The following is a 16,284-nucleotide window of genomic DNA, read 5'->3' as shown; positions in this document are numbered from 1 at the left end:
TCTCCCTACCGGACCGGAGGGGGACTTCGATGACAGCCGAGCTCGCGGCTCGCTGGGCGGCCACCGTCGTACCCAGCTGGATCTACCGCTGGGTGCTACCGGTCGGCTGGTTCGCGGCGATCGTGGTGTCGATAGACGCTGCCGCTGACGTCCGGTGCTCGGTCGCGGACCCGTCGTACTGCGGTCCGGACCGGCTGTTCGCGGCGGTGTTTGTCGTCTGCCTGGCGTCGGTGGCGCTGTTGTGGTGGCAGCCGGTGGTGGCCTTGGCGGCCGGCGTCCTGTTCGTCGTCTTCGAGCTCGAATTCGATGACCTTGCCGAGGCGAAGGTCGCCTGGACGATCTACGGCGCCGCCTGTGCGGTGATGCTCTGCTGGATGCTGCTCGCAGCTCGGAAGCAACGAGAGCTGGCCGCGCGGGCACAGCGTCGTCCGGTGCAGGTCCCAGCCGCGGCTTCGGTCGGTGTGACCGGCCGGCTGCTCGTCGGATGCGCACTGGTCGTTGTCGGCGTCGCTCTGATGCTGCTGCTGCGCTGGCAGGACGAACGCGAAGCCGTCCACCTGGGCCGTGCTGTCGAGCAGACAGCAGTAGTGAAGGCGCAGGGCGAAGAGGACGACGTCATCCTCGAGCTGCCGGACGGCCGGACCCACACCATCACCATGTACGACGACTACGACACCGGTGCGCAGATCCCGGTCTTCACCGACCCTGCTGATCGCGAATGGATCAGACCGGTCGCGGAGCCCGCTGACTACACCCACTGGATGACGATCGCCGGCGCCGCGTGGGTTGTAGCCGCCCTGCTCCTGCTGCAGGACAGACGCCGCCGCCGCGCGCGGCCGCGCCGGGCGTGGATGGCGCAGGGCCTGCCGGTCTGGATCGAGCCGGACAGCTCGGAGGCGTTCGCGGTGTACTCCGCGGACGGCGACGTCCTGCTGGGGTTCGTGCGCCTTGAGGCGGACGACGAGGACGTCGACCTGGAGCTGCTCGACGCCTTCGATGCCCTCGGTGACGAGGAGCAGGTGGTGCCGGAGCGGTACCGGCGGGAGGCTTCGGCGAAGCTGCAGCGGTACCGCGGTGAGGCGTTGCTGGTCGGCGATCTGGCCGAGCGGGCCTGGCCGACGATCCTGATCGGTGAGCTCGTGTTCCGGGCCACGGGACCGTTCCGCACGCCCCGGCGGCAACCGTGGCGGCGTGAGACCGCCGACCAGATCCAGGGCCCTTCGCAGGTACAGGACTTGCCGCCCGAGCCGCAGATCGCGCCGGCCGCCGACCTGCCGGTGCTGCCGTGGGAAGCGCCAATGGAGCCTCGCTACTGGTGGTCCCGGCCGGCGCTGGTGGCGCTCCTGACCGGTCTGCCGGTCGCAGTCGCGGTCTTCGCCACGTGGGACGACTGGTTCGTGGCGATCGGCATCGTCCTCTTCGGCACCGAGCTGATCCACCTCGCGGCTGTTCCGGTGTTCTTCCGCGTGACTGTCACCGCGACCCACCTGTGGGTCCGCAACGGCTGGTTCGAGGAGCTCTTGTCCTGGCACTCGGTCAAGGGGCTCGGCATCGAGGAGGACCGGCTGACGATCGAGACCGACGACGACTGGCACGTGCTCAAGGGGGTGGCGACCGACCAGGTGGAGCGGGTCAGCACAGTGTTCGAGGCGCTCCGGCTGCGGGCAGTCGCGGCCGGTGCCAAATCACGGCGGCGGCCGGCGCCGGCGTTGTGGCTGGAGATCGGATTCGTAGTGGTCGGTGGGCTGATCCTGGCGGTGGTCCGGTTCAGCTAGACCCAGCCGTCGCGGTAGGCGGCCCAGTCGGCTGGGGTGGCGGTGAAGTCGACGTAGATGGCCAGGCCGAAGTTCTGGCGCGGGTGGTCGCCCAGGCCGAGGCGGGCGCCGCGGACTGCGGCCTGGACGGTCTCGGCGTGACCCCAGTGGGTTGGGTTGCGCTCCCAGTACGCCGGGAGACCCATCAGGAGGTCTGTCTCGGGTGGAGTGACCTCTAGGGCGAGTTTGGTCTGCTTGGCGACGTAGCCGCCGTACAGGGACTCCAGTGGCATGGCGGTGTCGTAAGACATCACAGCGATCTGGTTGACGCGGCGTGCGACCTCGGCGAAGTAGGCCTGCGACCACCACTTGTCGAGCGGTATCCGGTGCAGGTGCCACAGCGGGTCGATCTGATGCGCGGCCACCGACAGCGGCACGCCAAGCGCCTTCGTCTCGTCCAGCATGCTCAGAAAGCCCTTGGAGCCCGAACGCACCGGTTCGAAGTCGTAGTGGATGCCCTGAAACCCCTGTGCCAGAACGGCTTTCGCCGAGGCAACGACCTGTTTGCGGACGGCGGCGTCGTCCAGGTTCATTCCGGGGTTCTTACCCGGCTGGACGATGTCGCCGAGCCAGGACTGCACGCGGACGCCGGGCGCCGCCGTACGCATCGCAGTGGTGAACCAGCGCGCTCTAGGCGAGACATCCGGTAGCGACAAGGTGCCGTCGTGCTCAAGCGGGCCGGTGTGGACGTAGAGGTCCCGGATGCCGGTTGTCTTGAGCTGCTCGGCCAGTGCGGTGACGTCTGCCTGGGTCTTGCGACCGTCGACCCAGGCATGGCCCAGCCAGATGGCGTCGTTGGTGCGACTCCGAGCTGTCGGGTCGCCGGCGTACTGGACGCGCAGCGAGACCGCGAACGCGCCCAGAGGTGCCAGCAGGACCAGAAAGACCAGTAGTACTCGGAACAGCCGCCGCCTCACGAAGCCGGGCGGAGACCGTCGTACACGAGTGACAGCATCCGGTCCCGCACCTCGGGGTCGAGGTTGCGGGCGGTGGCGCCGCGGGAGGCGCCGATGAGCAGCGCGTAGACCTCGGGCAGGCCCGCGTCCCGGCGTACCGCTCCGACGCGCTGCGCCTCGGCCAGCAGGGAGCCGAACGCCTCGCGCAGCCCAGCGGCTGCCTTACGAGCGTCCTCACCGGCGGCTCCGCCGGCCGCGGTCAGAGCCTCGCCAATGGCCAGCTTCACCGCGGACTCCGCGACGACCCGGCTGAAGAACGCGAAGAACGCCCGTCCCGCGTTGTCGCCGGACGCCAGCGTCAGAGCCTGGTCGCGCAGCCGCTCCAGCCGCTGCGTGAGTACTGCCTCCAGTAGCTCCGTCTTGGTCGGGAAATGCCGGAACACCGTCGCAATCCCCACTCCGGCCAGTTTCGCCACCGCGTCCGTGGACGCCTGCGGCGACTGCCCGAACACCTCGTCCGCCGCCGTCAAGATCCGCAACCGGTTGTCCCGCGCGTCAGCTCGCACCCCAGACCCCTCTCCTCGCGCCAAACCCCGTGCCCTCGCATTAGAGACGTACCGACGACCCCATTTGGTTGTAACCGAAGTCAACTCTCCGCATCTTTGCGCGGGAACCAGGAGCCGGAGGGGCTGCGTCAGAGGGTGCAGAAGCGCAGAAACGGCCCCGGTCCCTGGCGAAGTCGCCGGACCGGGGCCGTTCCCATTCAGTGCTTAGCGGTCGCCCATCGGGACGTACTGGACGCCGCGGGCGCCGGTGTAGATCTGCTTCGGGCGGGCGATCTTCTGGTCGGTGTCGCCGAGCGACTCCAGCCACTGGGCCAGCCAGCCCGACGTCCGCGGGATCGCGAACAGCACGGTGAACATCTCCGGCGGGAACTGCAGGGCCTCGTAGATGAGGCCGGAGTAGAAGTCCACGTTCGGGTAGAGCTTGCGGGAGACGAAGTACTCGTCCTCGAGCGCGATCTTCTCCAGCTCGACGGCGATCTTCAGCAGCGGGTTGATCCCCGTCACCTCGAAGACGTCGTCGGCGGCCTTCTTGATGATCTTGGCCCGCGGGTCGTAGTTCTTGTAGACGCGGTGGCCGAAGCCCATCAGCCGCTCTTCGCCGTTCTTGACGCCCTCGATGAACGACGGGACGTTGTCGACGGTGCCGATCCGGCGCAGCATCTTCAGCACGGCCTCGTTGGCGCCGCCGTGCAGCGGGCCGTAGAGGGCCGCGATGCCACCGGTGACCGCGGAGTACGGGTCGACCTGGGTGGAGCCGATCGCGCGGACCGCGTTGGTGGAGGCGTTCTGCTCGTGGTCGGCGTGCAGGATGAACAGGATCTCCAGCGCGCGCACCAGCCGGTCGTCGGCGGCGTACTTGGGCTCGCTCATCTTGAACAGCATCGAGAGGAAGTTCGCCGCGTAGCTGAGCTCGTTGTCCGGGTAGACGTACGGCTTGCCCTGGGCGTGCCGGAAGGAGAAGGCGCCGAGCGTCGGCATCTTGGCGATCAGCCGCCGGATCTGCAGCGCCCGGGACTCCTCGTTGAAGATCTCCCGCGACTCCGGGTAGAAGGTCGACAGCGCGCCGACCGAGGCCAGCAGCATGCCCATCGGGTGCGCGTCGTAGCGGAAGCCCTGCATGAAGGTCTTCAGGTTCTCGTGCACGAAGGTGTGATATGTCACGTCGTGCACCCAGGCCTCGTACTCGGCCTTGTTCGGCAGCGCGCCGTTCACCAGCAGGTACGCGACCTCGAGGTAGTTGGACTGCTCGGCCAGCTGCTCGATCGGGTACCCGCGGTACTCCAGGATGCCCTTGTCGCCGTCGATGAAGGTCACCGACGAGCGGGTCGAGGCGGTGTTGACGAAGCCGGGGTCGTAGGTGGCGAGGCCACCGTCTCCGTCGGTTGCGCTGATCTGCTTGAGATCTGCGGCACGGATGGTGCCATCGGTGATGGCAAGGTCGTAGTCCTTGCCGGTCCGGTTGTCCCGGACGGTGAGCGACTGTTCGGTCACGGTGCCCTCTTCGGAAGCTGGCGTCATCGCCTGGTGAGTGAGGGTTATGTCAGCCGGCGGGACGCGATTCGGACTGCGTATCTTCACCGCTAAACTAGTGCCGTCCTCAGCTCCATCCAAGCCGGGGTCCCCATCGCGTTCGGGCTCGCTTTGACCCCGGGCGGAGTACGCCGGTATTCTGGGCTGCTGTTGTGCGTTCCAGGTCCTTGCCCGTCGGTGGACCGCTCGCCGACGTACTTGTTTTGTCAACCTCTGAGAAACGAAGGTCAACGCCCGTGCGCACGTACAGCCCGAAGCCTGCTGACGTCACCCGCGAGTGGCACGTGATCGACGCCACCGACGTCACTCTCGGTCGGCTCGCCGTCCAGATCGCAACCCTGCTGCGCGGCAAGCACAAGCCGACGTTCGCGCCGCACGTGGACGGCGGCGACTTCGTCGTCGTCATCAACGCGTCCAAGGTCGCCCTGTCGGGTTCCAAGCGGACCGACAAGCTGGCGTACCGCCACTCGGGTCACCCGGGTGGTCTGACGGCCACGCCGATCGGCGAGATCCTCGACAAGGATCCTCGCAAGGCCGTCGAGAAGGCTGTCTGGGGCATGCTGCCGAAGAACCGCCTGAGCCGGAAGCTGCTCACCAAGCTGAAGGTCTACGCCGGTCCGGAGCACCCGCACTCGGCCCAGCAGCCGAAGCCGTTCGAGATCACCCAGATCGCCCAGTAAGCGATCGACGAGCCAGGTAAACGAGGATTTTCAGCGTGAGCGACATCACCACCGAGACCGAAGAGTTCGACCCCGAGGTCCCCATCGAGACCGACGGCCCGGTTGCCTACACCTCCGAGACGAACCCGACTCCGGAGCAGCGCGCCGAGACGGGTCGGGTCGCGGTCATCAACCCGGCCGGCGCCACCGGTCGCCGTAAGGAGGCCGTCGCTCGCGTCCGCCTCGTGCCCGGCACGGGCCAGTGGACCGTCAACGGCAAGCCGCTGGACGTCTACTTCCCGAACAAGGTGCACCAGCAGCACGTGAACGAGCCGTTCGTCGTCGCGGGCCTCGAGGGCTCCTACGACGTGATCGCCCGGATCAACGGCGGCGGGATCACCGGCCAGGCCGGTGCGCTGCAGCTGGGTGTCGCCCGGTGCCTGAACGCCGCCGACGAGGAGGCGAACCGGCCCGGTCTGAAGAAGGCCGGTCTGCTCACCCGCGACGCGCGGATCAAGGAGCGTAAGAAGGCCGGTCTCAAGAAGGCCCGCAAGGCTCCTCAGTACAGCAAGCGCTGATCACCTGATGGGGCGTTTGTTCGGCACGGACGGAGTCCGTGGCCTGGCAAACGTGGACCTGACCGCGGAGCTGGCGCTCGACCTCTCGGTCGCGGCAGCTCACGTACTCGGCGAGGCCGGTGCCTTCGAAGGGCACCGGCCACGCGCCGTTGTGGGGCGGGATCCACGCGCCAGTGGAGAGTTCCTGGAAGCGGCGGTGGTGGCCGGTCTGGCCAGTGCCGGCGTCGACGTGTTCCGGCTCGGCGTCCTGCCGACCCCGGCCGTCGCCTATCTGACCGGTTCGACCGGCGCCGATCTCGGCGTGATGCTGTCCGCCAGCCACAACGCGATGCCCGACAACGGCATCAAGTTCCTGGCCCGCGGCGGGATCAAACTCGACGACAAGATCGAGGACGCCATCGAGGTCCGGATGAACGAGGAGTGGCAGCGCCCGACCGGCGCGGCCGTCGGCCGCGTTCTCGACGACGGGCAGGGGTTCGAGACCTACGTCTCGCACCTGGTCCGCTCGGCGCCGAACCGCTTCGACGGCGTCAAGGTCGTCATCGACTGCGCCAACGGCGCCGCCTCCGGGACGGCTCCGGAGGCGCTGCGCCGGCTCGGCGCCGAGGTGATCACGTACGCCGCCGCGCCGGACGGCCTGAACATCAACCTGAACTGCGGCTCCACCCACCTGGAGGGGCTGCAGCGCGAGGTGATCGGGCACCGCGCCGACCTGGGCATCGCCCTGGACGGCGACGCCGACCGCTGCCTGGCGGTCGACGCCAACGGCGAGCTCGTCGACGGCGACCAGATCCTCGCGGTCCTGGCGCTCGCGATGCGTGACAGCGGCCGGTTGTCCAACGACACCGTCGTCGCGACCGTGATGAGCAACCTGGGCTTCGTCCAGGCGATGGTCCGGGAGCGGATCGCGGTCGAGCAGACCAAGGTCGGCGACCGGTACGTGCTCGAGGCGATGAAGGCCGGCGGGCACAAGCTCGGCGGTGAGCAGTCCGGTCACGTCATCCTGTCCGACCACGCCACCACCGGCGACGGCACGCTGACCGCGGTCATGCTGCTGGCCCGGATCGCCCAGACGGGGAAGACCCTGGCCGATCTGGCCAGCGTGATGACCCGCCTGCCGCAGGTCCTGGTCAACGTGAAGAACGTCGACAAGGGCCGCGCCGGCACCGATACCGCCGTCCAGGCCGCCGTCGCGGACGCGACCAAGCGGCTCGGTGACACCGGCCGCGTCCTGCTCCGCCCCTCGGGGACGGAGCCGCTCGTCCGCGTCATGGTCGAGGCCGAGTCCTCGGACACGGCCGACGAGATCGCCCACTCGCTCGCCGATGTGGTCGCGGCTTCGCTGAAGCTCTGAAGTAGCTGGTGAAGGGCCCGGGGTTCGATACCCCGGGCCCTTTGTCATGAGACGGAGATGTCGACCGAGGGGCGCAGCTCCGCGGCGACGGTCAGCGCCTCGTGGACGGGGTTCCGCAGGAAGGCCTCGATGGCCTTCGGGTCGGCGGGGGCGGTGAGCGCGGGGAGGGCGAGCTGTTCGTACGCCGCCTGGAAGCGCGGGCCCCAGCGGCGGGTGCCGAGGCGGGCGGTGCGCGAGCAGTTGTCGACCATGTAGGCGACGTCGCGGGCATGCATGTACGGCAGCAGCGAGTCGACGGCCTCGATGATCGACTCGTTCACGATCTCGGACCAGGCGTGGCCGCGGGCGGCGAACTCGTCCACCTGAGCCGTCATGGTCGCGACGAAGAGACCCGCGGTCACCGGATCGATGGCCGGGTTCTCGGTCCGACGGGCGTGGGCCGCGGCGCCGTGCGTCCACATCTCACTGCCCGCGATCGCGGTCATGGGGCGAGTCGCGAGGCGGCGCTCGGCGAGGATGACGGAGCGGAGTTCGGTGCCGTCGGCAACTTCGTCGTAGATCTCGGCGACCAGGTCGCGGGCCGGCTGGTAGGTCGCGCTGTAGGCGCGGTCGAACAGGTCCTGGTCGGTGACGGCGGCCCGGACGGCGGGCAGCCCGGCGGCTGAGATCGTCCGTGCGATCGGCCCGGTGACCGCCTCGGTCGAGCGTTCGTACGCCGTGACCGGGTCGGCGCCCTGGAGCCGGAAGTACCGGTAGAGCGCCTCGACCAGCCCGTGCACCGCGCCGAGCAGGATCGCCCGCTCGCCGACGATGTCCGAGTGGTACTCCGCGGACAGCGTGGTCGCGAACGTGTACGGCGACCCGAGCGCGACCGACCAGGCCAGCGCGCGATCGGTGGCTTGCCCGTCGGGGTCGGCATGGACGGCGATACTGGCGTTGATCCCGGCGCCGTTGACGGTCGCGCCCTGTTCGTACAGCCGGCGGACCGAGTCGCCCATACCCTTCGGGCAGACCGCGATCACTGGGTGTCCGGCCGGGAAGTCGCTGCCGATCGCGCGCAGGTGGCCGAGCAGGAAGCCGTGTGACAGGCCGATGGTCGCGCCGGGTTTGAGCGCCTGGAAGATCGTCTCGTGCTGGGCGGCGAGCGCCGCGTCGGCGATCAGCAGGATCACCAGATCCGCCTCGGCCGCGACGGTGAGCAGCTCGCCGAGCGTCTCGTCGTCCTCGGTGAACCCGTTCGCGCGGGCGTCGTCCGCTGAGGTCGAGCCCGGCCGGAGGCCGACGGCGACCTTGATACCGGTGCCGGCCAGCGAATCGCGCAGGTTGAGCGCCTGGGCGCGGCCCTGCGGGCCCCAACCGAGGACGCCGATCGTGCGGATGCCGTGCAGGGCCGCGGGGAGCAGCGGGAACAGGTCACGGCCGCCGCGGAGGATCGTCTCGGTACCCCCGGGCACCGTCATGGTCTCGGTCCGGAAGACCGAGGAGGTGAAGGTGGTCATGTCATTCAGTGAAGGCCGGAGTTAGCCTTGCAGCAAGCGCAAGATCTGCATCGCGGCGTTGCAGGAGGTGAAACGTGGACCAGCGAGAGCTCGAACTGTTCCTGCATCTGGCCCGGACGCTCAACTACGGCCGCACCAGCCTGGAGTGCCACGTCAGCGCCGCAACCCTGACCCGCACCATCCAGCGTCTGGAGGTCCGCACCGGGAGCCGCCTCTTCGACCGCGGGCCGCGCGGGGTGGTCCTGACAGCGGACGGACGGCGCTTCTCGACGTACGCCGAGCAGGTGTTGGGCCTATGGAGTGACTACCGTGCCGGGACCGACGTACCGCCGGACCTGACCGGTGAGCTGCGCATCTTCGCCACTGTGACCGCCTGCGAGGCGCTACTACCCGACCTGCTGGCCCCGCTGCGTGCCGCCCACCCGCAGATTCGGCTCGACATCCGTACTGGCGACGCAGCGATGGCCCTGGCCCGGTTGGACGAGGGCGAAGTGGACGCCGCAGTCGCAGGCATCCCGAAACGCCTACCCGAGACACTGATCAGCCGGACCATCGTCACCACCGACGTCCTGTCCGTCAGTGCACCTGGCCTCCCAGCAGACGGCCCGTACGTCGTCCCGGCCCGCGGTCTCGTCCGAGAGGCCGCCTTCCGCTGGTTTCGGCGTACCGGAGTACGCCCGGTGATCGCCGCCGAGCCCGACGGCCACGAGGCCCTCCTAGCCCTGGTCGACCTCGGCTACGGAATCGGCATCGTCCCGCGCCTAGTCCTGGACACCTCCACCTTCTCCGGCCGACTAGTCGAAGGCCCACCACTCGACCAACTCCCAATCGGCCTCTGCATCCGCCGCACCGACCTCCACCGCCCACTCGTCACAGCCCTATGGACCGCACCAACCCACTGAACCTCGCCGGCTCCTCATGGACGCTCCTGGAGGGTGGCGGGGAGGAGGTGGGGGGTTGGGGTGGGGGCGCCTTGTAGTTGTTGGATGAGGGCTTGGGTGGCTAGGCGGCCTAGCTCGGGGGCGGGGGTGCGTAGGTAGGTGAGGGGGGCTGTCGAGAGTGCTGCGGTTGTTGGAGTCATTAGTAGGGGGAGGACGGTGCGGCTGCCGGCTGCGCCTAGTGCGGCGTACTCGTTGAGGACTAGTACGGCGGTGACGTGGTCGGGGAGGCGGTTGGCTGCGGCTTTGCCGCTTGAAGGGGTGTTGGCGCTGGGTAGTACGAGCGGGTCTTTGGCGAGGCGGCGGTAGGCGGCTTCGGTGCGGACGTAGGGGCCGTAGTCGTCGTAGCGGGGGTCACCGCTGATCAGAGCGATGTCTCGGTGGCCCTGGTCTTGTAGGTGCTGGAGCGCGGTTTCGACTGTGGCGTCGAAGTCGATGTCGACGTACGAGAGGCCCTCTGGTTTGGCGGTGCGGCCGATCAGGGTGAACGGCGTACCGGTCTCCTGCAGGATGGCGACGCGGGCGTCGTCCAGCTGTACCTCGGTCAGGACGACGCCGTCCGCGAGCCCTTGGCCGACCAGCTCACGGAGGTCAGTGCCGTCGCTGCCGACGGGCCAGAGCACCAGGTGGTAGTCCAGCGTCCGAGCTGCGTCGGCAGCGCTGGTGAAGAACTCGGCGGCTGAGCCGATCCGATGGTCCAGTGCGGGGTACGCCATTGCGAGGATGTTGGTACGCCGCCTGGCCAGCGCCCGGGCGACCACATTGCGCCGGTACCCGAGCTCGGCCATCGCCGCCTCGATCCGCGCTCGCGTAGCAGGTGACACCGGCTTCGTGCCGTTCAGCACGAACGAAACGGTCGCGATCGACACCCCCGCCCGATCCGCCACCTCGCGCATGGTCGCCACCCGACGAAGATAGCCCGCACCTCAGGTCGTCCGGTTCCGCAGCTCGGTACGGATCCGTTGCCGGATCGCGCGATCCGCCTAGGGTTGGGGTATGCGTATCCTCCAGGTCGGAGCCGGCGGTATGGGCCGCGCGTGGCTTCGCACAATCGCAGCCAATCCTGACGTCACACTGGTCGGCCTCGTCGACCTGAACACCGAGCTGGCGCGGAGCGCCGCCGACGAGCACGGGTACGGCGATGTCCCGGTCAGCGCCTCGATCGACGAGCTGATCGACAACGCGGACGCCGTACTCGACGTGACCGTCCCAACCGCGCATCCGACCGTCAGTGCGACCGCGCTGCGCCACGGGCGTCCGGTACTGTCCGAGAAGCCGTTGGCCGAGACAGTCCGGGAGGGGCTGCAGATGGCAGCCGCAGCGGAGGTCAGCGGCAAGCTGCTGATGGTGTCGCAGTCGCGTCGCTATTTCCGGGCGGTGAACGCGTTCCAGCGCCAGATCGCCGAGCTGGGCCCGATCGGCACCCTGTCGTGCGAGTTCTTCAAGGCGCCGCGGCTGGACGGTTTCCGGGCCCGGATGGCTGAGCCGCTGCTGGTGGACATGGCGATCCACCAGTTCGACTTCGCCCGCAAGGTGCTGGGCTCAGAGCCGGTGTCGGTGTACTGCGAGTCCTACAACCCGCAGTGGAGCTGGTTCGACGGCAACGCGTCCGCAACCGCCATCTTCCGGTTCAGCGACGACAGTCGGTTCACTTTCACCGGCAGCTGGGTCGCACCGGGCCTGGAGACCCCGTGGAACGGCCAGTGGCGAGCCAGCACCAGAGGCGGTACGGCGATCTGGGACGGCGAGAGCGCACCGACCGCGGAGAGCGAGTCAGGCGCCGTTCCGGCTGTTCTGACCGATGAACCGGAGGAGATCGCCGGCTCGCTGGTGGAGTTCGTCAACGCGGTCCAGGACGGCGGTACGCCGCAGGGCGAGGTGCACTCCAACGTGATCAGCCTGGCCATGGTCGAGGCCGCCGTCCGGTCGGCTCGGGAGGGCGCACCGGTGCTGGTGGCCGACGTACTGACCGCTGCGCACGCCGAAGCCGTCGAATCAGCTACGGACCCCGCTGTGCGTGCCGCGCTGGAGTCGTGGGAGGACGTACTGAAAACTGTCGGACTATGACGACGAGCACTCGCCTGCACCTGATCCCGATGCGGGCGCGGGACCCGCACGAGCCCGGTCGCGTGGCCTCCACTCTCGAGCTGTTCTTCGACCTGGTGTTCGTGGTCGCGGTCAGCATCGCCGCGGCCCAGCTGCACCACGCCCTCACCGAGAACCACGTCGTCGACGGTCTGGTGTCGTTCGGCATGGTGTTCTTCGCCATCTGGTGGGCGTGGATGAACTTCACCTGGTTCGCCACGTCGTTCGCCACCGACGACTGGCTCTACCGGGTGCTGACCATCCTGCAGATGGGCGGCGTCCTGGTGCTGGCCGCGGGGGTCGAGCGGGTCTTCACCGACCACGACTTCCGGATCTCGGTCTGCGGGTACGTCGTGATGCGGGTGGCCATGATCGCGCAGTGGCTGCGGGCGTCCCGCGCGGTGCCGGAGTGCCGGGCCGTGACGCGTGCGTACGCCGGCGGGATCGCGTTCGCCCAGGTGCTGTGGATCGTCCTGCTGTTCCTGCCGGCGTCGATCGCCACCGTCGCCTACGTGCTGTTCGTGCTCGTCGAGCTCGCGGTGCCGGTCTTCGCCGAGCGGCGGGGCCGGTCGACGCCGTGGCATCCGCACCACATCACCGAGCGGTACGGGCTGTTCACGCTGATCCTGCTCGGCGAGAGCCTGCTGGCCTCGGCGAACGCGATCATCGAGGCCGTGCAGGAGCACGAGGAGCTGGCGCCGCTGATCGCGCTGTCGGTGCTGACGCTGATCGTGACCGCGGCGCTGTGGTGGATCTACTTCTGGCCGCCGCACCACACGGCGATCAGCTCGTTCTCGAACTCGCTGCGCTACGGCTACGTGCACTTCTTCGTGTTCGCCGCGGCCGGCGCGCTGTCGGCCGGGATCGAGGTGGAGATCGACGTCCTGACCCATCACAGCAAGCTGAGCGAGGTCGCCGCGTCGTTCACCGTGAGCGTGCCGATCGCGGTGTTCGTGCTCGGGATCTGGTGGATCGCCCTGCGCTCGAACGCCGATCGGGTGGTGAACACCGTCGTCCCGGTGGGCGCGTTGCTGGTGCTGCTGGACCCGATCATCCCGGTGCCGTTCATCGTCACGACGGTCGTGATGGTGGGCGTGGTGGCGACGCTGGTGGCGCGGCCGCCGAAAACCGCCTGACCGGCGCCGGGCGGTGGTGGTGGGCGCGGCAAAAATTGTCGGTGCCGGTGCGTAGCTTGCTCTTGACCCAGTGTGGCGTGGTTGTGGTTAACTTTCGCCTGCGGGGGCCGCGCCTGTAATTCACTTACTGTTGGGGGTCCGCCATGCCCGCCTTACGCCGACTCAGCCTCGCGGGGCTCGCCCTGCTCACCGCGGTCTCGGGGGTCACGACGACAGCGACCGCGAAACCGCCGGAGCCGTCGACGACCGCGCGCGCCCAGGCCGAGCGCACCATCGCCGGGATGTCTCTGGAGGAGAAGGTCGGGCAGCTGTTCGTGCTGTTCGCCTACGGCCCCGACGCCCACCAGCCGGATGCCCGCAACACCACGCTGTACGGCGTCGCCACGCAGGCCGAGGTGGTCGCGAAGTTCAAGCCCGGCGGCTGGATCTACTTCGACGGCCGCGGCAACGTGCAGAACCCGACCCAGGTCGCGACGCTGTCCAACCAGCTCCAGCGTGCCGCCGTCGGCACCGGGCTGCGGGTCCCGCTGCTGATCGCCACCGACCAGGAGCAGGGCGTCGTCACCCGGATCGGCCCGCCGGCCACGCAGTTCGGCGGCAACATGGCCCTCGGCGCCGCCCGCAGCACGACCGACGCCCGGACGGCGGCCGCCATCACCGGCCGTGAGCTCAAGGCGCTCGGCATCCGGCAGGACTACTCGCCCGTCGCCGACGTGAACGTCAATGCGCTCAACCCGGTGATCGGCACCCGCTCCTACTCCAGCGACCCGAAGCTGGTCTCGGACATGACCGCCGCGCAGGTCCAGGGCTTCCAGCGGGACGCCGGGATCACCGCGACCGCCAAGCACTTCCCGGGGCACGGCGACACCGTCGACGACAGCCACAACCACCTGCCGACGATCAACCACACCCTCGAGGAGTGGAACCGGATCGACGCGCCGCCGTTCAAGGCGGCGATCAAGGCCGGGATCGACTCGATCATGACCGCGCACATCGTCGTCCCGGCGCTCGACCCGTCCGGTGACCCGGCGACGCTGAGCAAGCCGATCCTGACCGGCGTCCTGCGCAAACAGCTCGGGTTCCAGGGCGTGATCGTGACCGACGGGCTGGAGATGGCCGCCGTCCGCCAGCAGTACGGCGACGCCGAGGCCGCCGTCCGCGCGGTCGAGGCCGGGGTCGACCAGCTGCTGCTGCCGCCGGCGCCGCAGCTGCAGTACGACGCCGTGCTGAACGCCGTCCGCTCCGGCCGGATCAGCGAGCACCGGATCAACGAGAGCCTGCTGCGGATCCTGCTGCTCAAGCTGAAGAACGGCGTGCTCTTCCAGCCGTATGTCGACGTCGCGAAGGCGGCTCAGATCGGCCCGGCCGCCAGCCTGGCCACCGCGCAGAAGATCGTCGACAAGAGCATCACCCTGGTCAAGGACAACGCCAGGACGCTGCCGCTGAGCAAAACCCCGCGGAAGATCCTGGTCACCGGCTGGGGTGTCGGCACCACGCAGAACCTGGCCAACAGCCTGACCAAACGCGGTGCGGCGGTGACCGTCGCCCAGACCGGCGCCGCGCCGACGGACGCCGCGATCGCCGACTCGGTGGCGAAGGCGGCCGCGAACGACGTCACCGTCGTCCTGACCCAGAAGGCCTGGGACACGAAGATCACCGACAAACAGGCCAAACAGCGCAAGCTGGTCAACGATCTGCTCGCCACCGGTAAGACGGTGATCGTGGTCGCGGTGCGCGATCCGTACGACATCGCGTACTTCGACGCCGCGCCGACGTACCTGGCCACCTACGGGTACGCGGCGGTCTCGATGGAGTCGCTCGCGAAGACGCTGTACGGCGAGATCAAACCGGTCGGCAAGCTGCCCGTCGACATCCCGGTCGCCGGCGAACCGCAGAAACCGCTGTACTCCTTCGGCCACGGAATGAGCTGGTGACGATGAAACGACGCAGTCTGCTCGCGGGTGCCGGCGTGATCGCCGCCGCGCCGCTGCTCGACGTATCGGCCGCCGCCGCGCACGGCGGGGGCGGGGGCGGCAGCCGCAAGGTGCTGACCGGGGCCGAGGTGCTCGCCGGGGACAAGTGGCGGGCGCTGGCCGGGCAGAAGGTCGGCGTGATCAGCAACCCGACCGGCATCCTGTCCGATCTCAACCACGTCGTCGACGTCATGCACGCCTCCGGGAAGGTCAACGTGGTCGCGGTCTTCGGGCCCGAGCACGGCTTCCGCGGCTCGGCGCAGGCCGGCGGCTCCGAGGGCGACCACGTCGACCCGCGGACCGGGATCATGGTCTACGACGCCTACGGCGCGAACGCGGACAAGCTGGTCAGCCTCTACACGAAGTCCGGCGTCGAGACCGTCGTCTTCGACATCCAGGACGTCGGCGCCCGGTTCTACACCTACATCTGGACGATGTACGAGGCGATGCTGGCCGCCGCGCGGACGGGCGCCCGCTTCGTCGTCCTCGACCGGCCGAACCCGGTCGGCGGCTACGCGCGCGGCCCGATGCTCAAACCCGGCTACACCTCCGGCGTCGGCAAGCGGGAGATCATCCAGCAGCACGGGATGACGGTCGGCGAGCTGGCCCGGCTGTTCAACGCCGAGTACCTGCCGGTCGATCTGAACGGCGCGCGGCTCAAGGAGCTGCAGGTCATCCAGACCCGTGGCTGGACACGCGACCAGCTGTACGACGACACCGGTCTGAGCTGGGTGATGCCGAGCCCGAACATGCCGACCCCGGAAACCGCTCTGTTGTACCCGGGGACGTGTCTGTTCGAGGCGACCAACATGTCCGAGGGGCGCGGCACGACGCGGCCGTTCGAGCTGATCGGCGCGCCGTACGTCGACTACAAGTGGGCGCAGGCGCTGCAGGCCAAGAACATCCCGGGGATCGCCTTCCGGGAGGCCTACTTCACGCCGTTCATCAGCAAGAACGCGAACGTGCTGTGCGGCGGCGTCCAGGTGCAGGTCACCGACCCGCGCAAGGCCGAGGCGATCGTCGCCGCGACCCACATGATCGTCGAGGCGCGCAAGCTCTACCCGGGCTTCGCCTGGCGGGCCGAGAACCCGCCCGGTCGCTGGATCGACCTGCTGACCGGGTCGGACCGGTTCCGGACCATGCTTTTGGCGGATGCGACCGCCGAGGAGATCGTGGCAGCCTGGCGGTCGGAGACCGACGCGTGGACCGCGCGGCGGGCAAAATACCTGCTCTACAAGGGCCCGCGCCGATGAAGC

14 protein-coding genes are annotated in these 16,284 nt (G+C 68.9%); 9 read left to right on the top strand and 5 right to left on the bottom strand.

Annotation, left to right across the window (positions count from 1 at the left end; translation table 11 throughout):
* The first annotated feature begins 29 nt into the window (after positions 1-29).
* Positions 30-1,775 carry a hypothetical protein gene (locus tag ACZ6ZD_RS03910; RefSeq protein WP_465668105.1) on the top strand — a complete coding sequence of 582 codons (1,746 nt, stop codon included), beginning with the start codon at positions 30-32 and terminating at the stop codon, positions 1,773-1,775.
* Here ACZ6ZD_RS03910 and ACZ6ZD_RS03905 read toward each other — a convergent pair.
* The 3 genes from ACZ6ZD_RS03905 to ACZ6ZD_RS03895 form a co-directional block, all read right to left on the bottom strand.
* Positions 1,772-2,731, bottom strand: a complete 960-nt coding sequence (locus ACZ6ZD_RS03905; protein ID WP_465668103.1) for a glycoside hydrolase family 18 protein — start codon at positions 2,729-2,731, stop codon at positions 1,772-1,774. The two genes, ACZ6ZD_RS03910 and ACZ6ZD_RS03905, sit on opposite strands and share 4 nt — an antisense overlap.
* Positions 2,728-3,276, bottom strand: coding sequence for a TetR/AcrR family transcriptional regulator (locus ACZ6ZD_RS03900; RefSeq protein WP_465668101.1), 549 nt, complete (start codon positions 3,274-3,276; stop codon positions 2,728-2,730). The genes ACZ6ZD_RS03905 and ACZ6ZD_RS03900 overlap by 4 nt, the downstream gene beginning before the upstream one ends.
* Before the next feature lie 204 nt (positions 3,277-3,480).
* Positions 3,481-4,767 (bottom strand): citrate synthase, encoded by a 1,287-nt coding sequence (locus ACZ6ZD_RS03895; protein WP_337796712.1) that lies wholly within the window; start codon positions 4,765-4,767, stop codon positions 3,481-3,483.
* 275 nt (positions 4,768-5,042) lie between these two features.
* Here ACZ6ZD_RS03895 and rplM point away from each other — a divergent pair, with 275 nt between their 5' ends.
* The 3 genes from rplM to glmM are packed head-to-tail and all read left to right on the top strand — an operon-like array spanning position 5,043 to position 7,397.
* On the top strand, positions 5,043-5,486 hold the full coding sequence (rplM, locus tag ACZ6ZD_RS03890; RefSeq protein WP_171674825.1) for a 50S ribosomal protein L13: 444 nt from the start codon (positions 5,043-5,045) through the stop codon (positions 5,484-5,486).
* A gap of 35 nt (positions 5,487-5,521) precedes the next feature.
* On the top strand, positions 5,522-6,043 hold the full coding sequence (rpsI, locus tag ACZ6ZD_RS03885) for a 30S ribosomal protein S9 (RefSeq protein ID WP_420371468.1): 522 nt from the start codon (positions 5,522-5,524) through the stop codon (positions 6,041-6,043).
* 7 nt (positions 6,044-6,050) lie between these two features.
* Positions 6,051-7,397, top strand: coding sequence for a phosphoglucosamine mutase (gene glmM, locus ACZ6ZD_RS03880; RefSeq protein WP_465668098.1), 1,347 nt, complete (start codon positions 6,051-6,053; stop codon positions 7,395-7,397).
* 44 nt (positions 7,398-7,441) lie between these two features.
* Here the strand turns inward: glmM and ACZ6ZD_RS03875 are convergent, their stop codons facing one another.
* Positions 7,442-8,896 (bottom strand): ketol-acid reductoisomerase, encoded by a 1,455-nt coding sequence (locus tag ACZ6ZD_RS03875; protein ID WP_465668096.1) that lies wholly within the window; start codon positions 8,894-8,896, stop codon positions 7,442-7,444.
* 74 nt (positions 8,897-8,970) lie between these two features.
* Here ACZ6ZD_RS03875 and ACZ6ZD_RS03870 point away from each other — a divergent pair, with 74 nt between their 5' ends.
* A complete protein-coding gene (locus ACZ6ZD_RS03870; protein WP_465668094.1) occupies positions 8,971-9,798 on the top strand; it encodes a LysR substrate-binding domain-containing protein in 828 nt (275 codons plus the stop codon).
* A 14-nt stretch (positions 9,799-9,812) separates the two neighbouring features.
* On the opposite strand, the gene ACZ6ZD_RS03865 is transcribed toward ACZ6ZD_RS03870, so the two are convergent.
* The gene (locus ACZ6ZD_RS03865; protein ID WP_465672610.1) at positions 9,813-10,730 is read right to left on the bottom strand and encodes a LacI family DNA-binding transcriptional regulator; all 918 of its coding nucleotides are present in this window, start codon (positions 10,728-10,730) and stop codon (positions 9,813-9,815) included.
* A gap of 100 nt (positions 10,731-10,830) precedes the next feature.
* Here ACZ6ZD_RS03865 and ACZ6ZD_RS03860 point away from each other — a divergent pair, with 100 nt between their 5' ends.
* The 4 genes from ACZ6ZD_RS03860 (at position 10,831) to ACZ6ZD_RS03845 (ending at position 16,281) form a co-directional block, all read left to right on the top strand.
* Positions 10,831-11,901 carry a Gfo/Idh/MocA family protein gene (locus ACZ6ZD_RS03860; protein ID WP_465668092.1) on the top strand — a complete coding sequence of 357 codons (1,071 nt, stop codon included), beginning with the start codon at positions 10,831-10,833 and terminating at the stop codon, positions 11,899-11,901.
* Positions 11,898-13,055, top strand: a complete 1,158-nt coding sequence (locus ACZ6ZD_RS03855; protein WP_465668090.1) for a low temperature requirement protein A — start codon at positions 11,898-11,900, stop codon at positions 13,053-13,055. The genes ACZ6ZD_RS03860 and ACZ6ZD_RS03855 overlap by 4 nt, the downstream gene beginning before the upstream one ends.
* Before the next feature lie 143 nt (positions 13,056-13,198).
* Positions 13,199-14,989 carry a glycoside hydrolase family 3 protein gene (locus tag ACZ6ZD_RS03850; RefSeq protein ID WP_465668088.1) on the top strand — a complete coding sequence of 597 codons (1,791 nt, stop codon included), beginning with the start codon at positions 13,199-13,201 and terminating at the stop codon, positions 14,987-14,989.
* Between the two features lie 2 nt (positions 14,990-14,991).
* Complete coding sequence (locus ACZ6ZD_RS03845) at positions 14,992-16,281, top strand: exo-beta-N-acetylmuramidase NamZ family protein (protein WP_465668086.1); 1,290 nt, start codon at positions 14,992-14,994, stop codon at positions 16,279-16,281.
* Positions 16,282-16,284: the final 3 nt, after the last annotated feature.

The sequence above is a fragment of the Kribbella sp. NPDC104218 genome (genome assembly GCF_055584105.1).
Note: the sequence above shows the minus strand (reverse complement) of the source record. Positions and strands in the feature narration are given on the sequence as shown.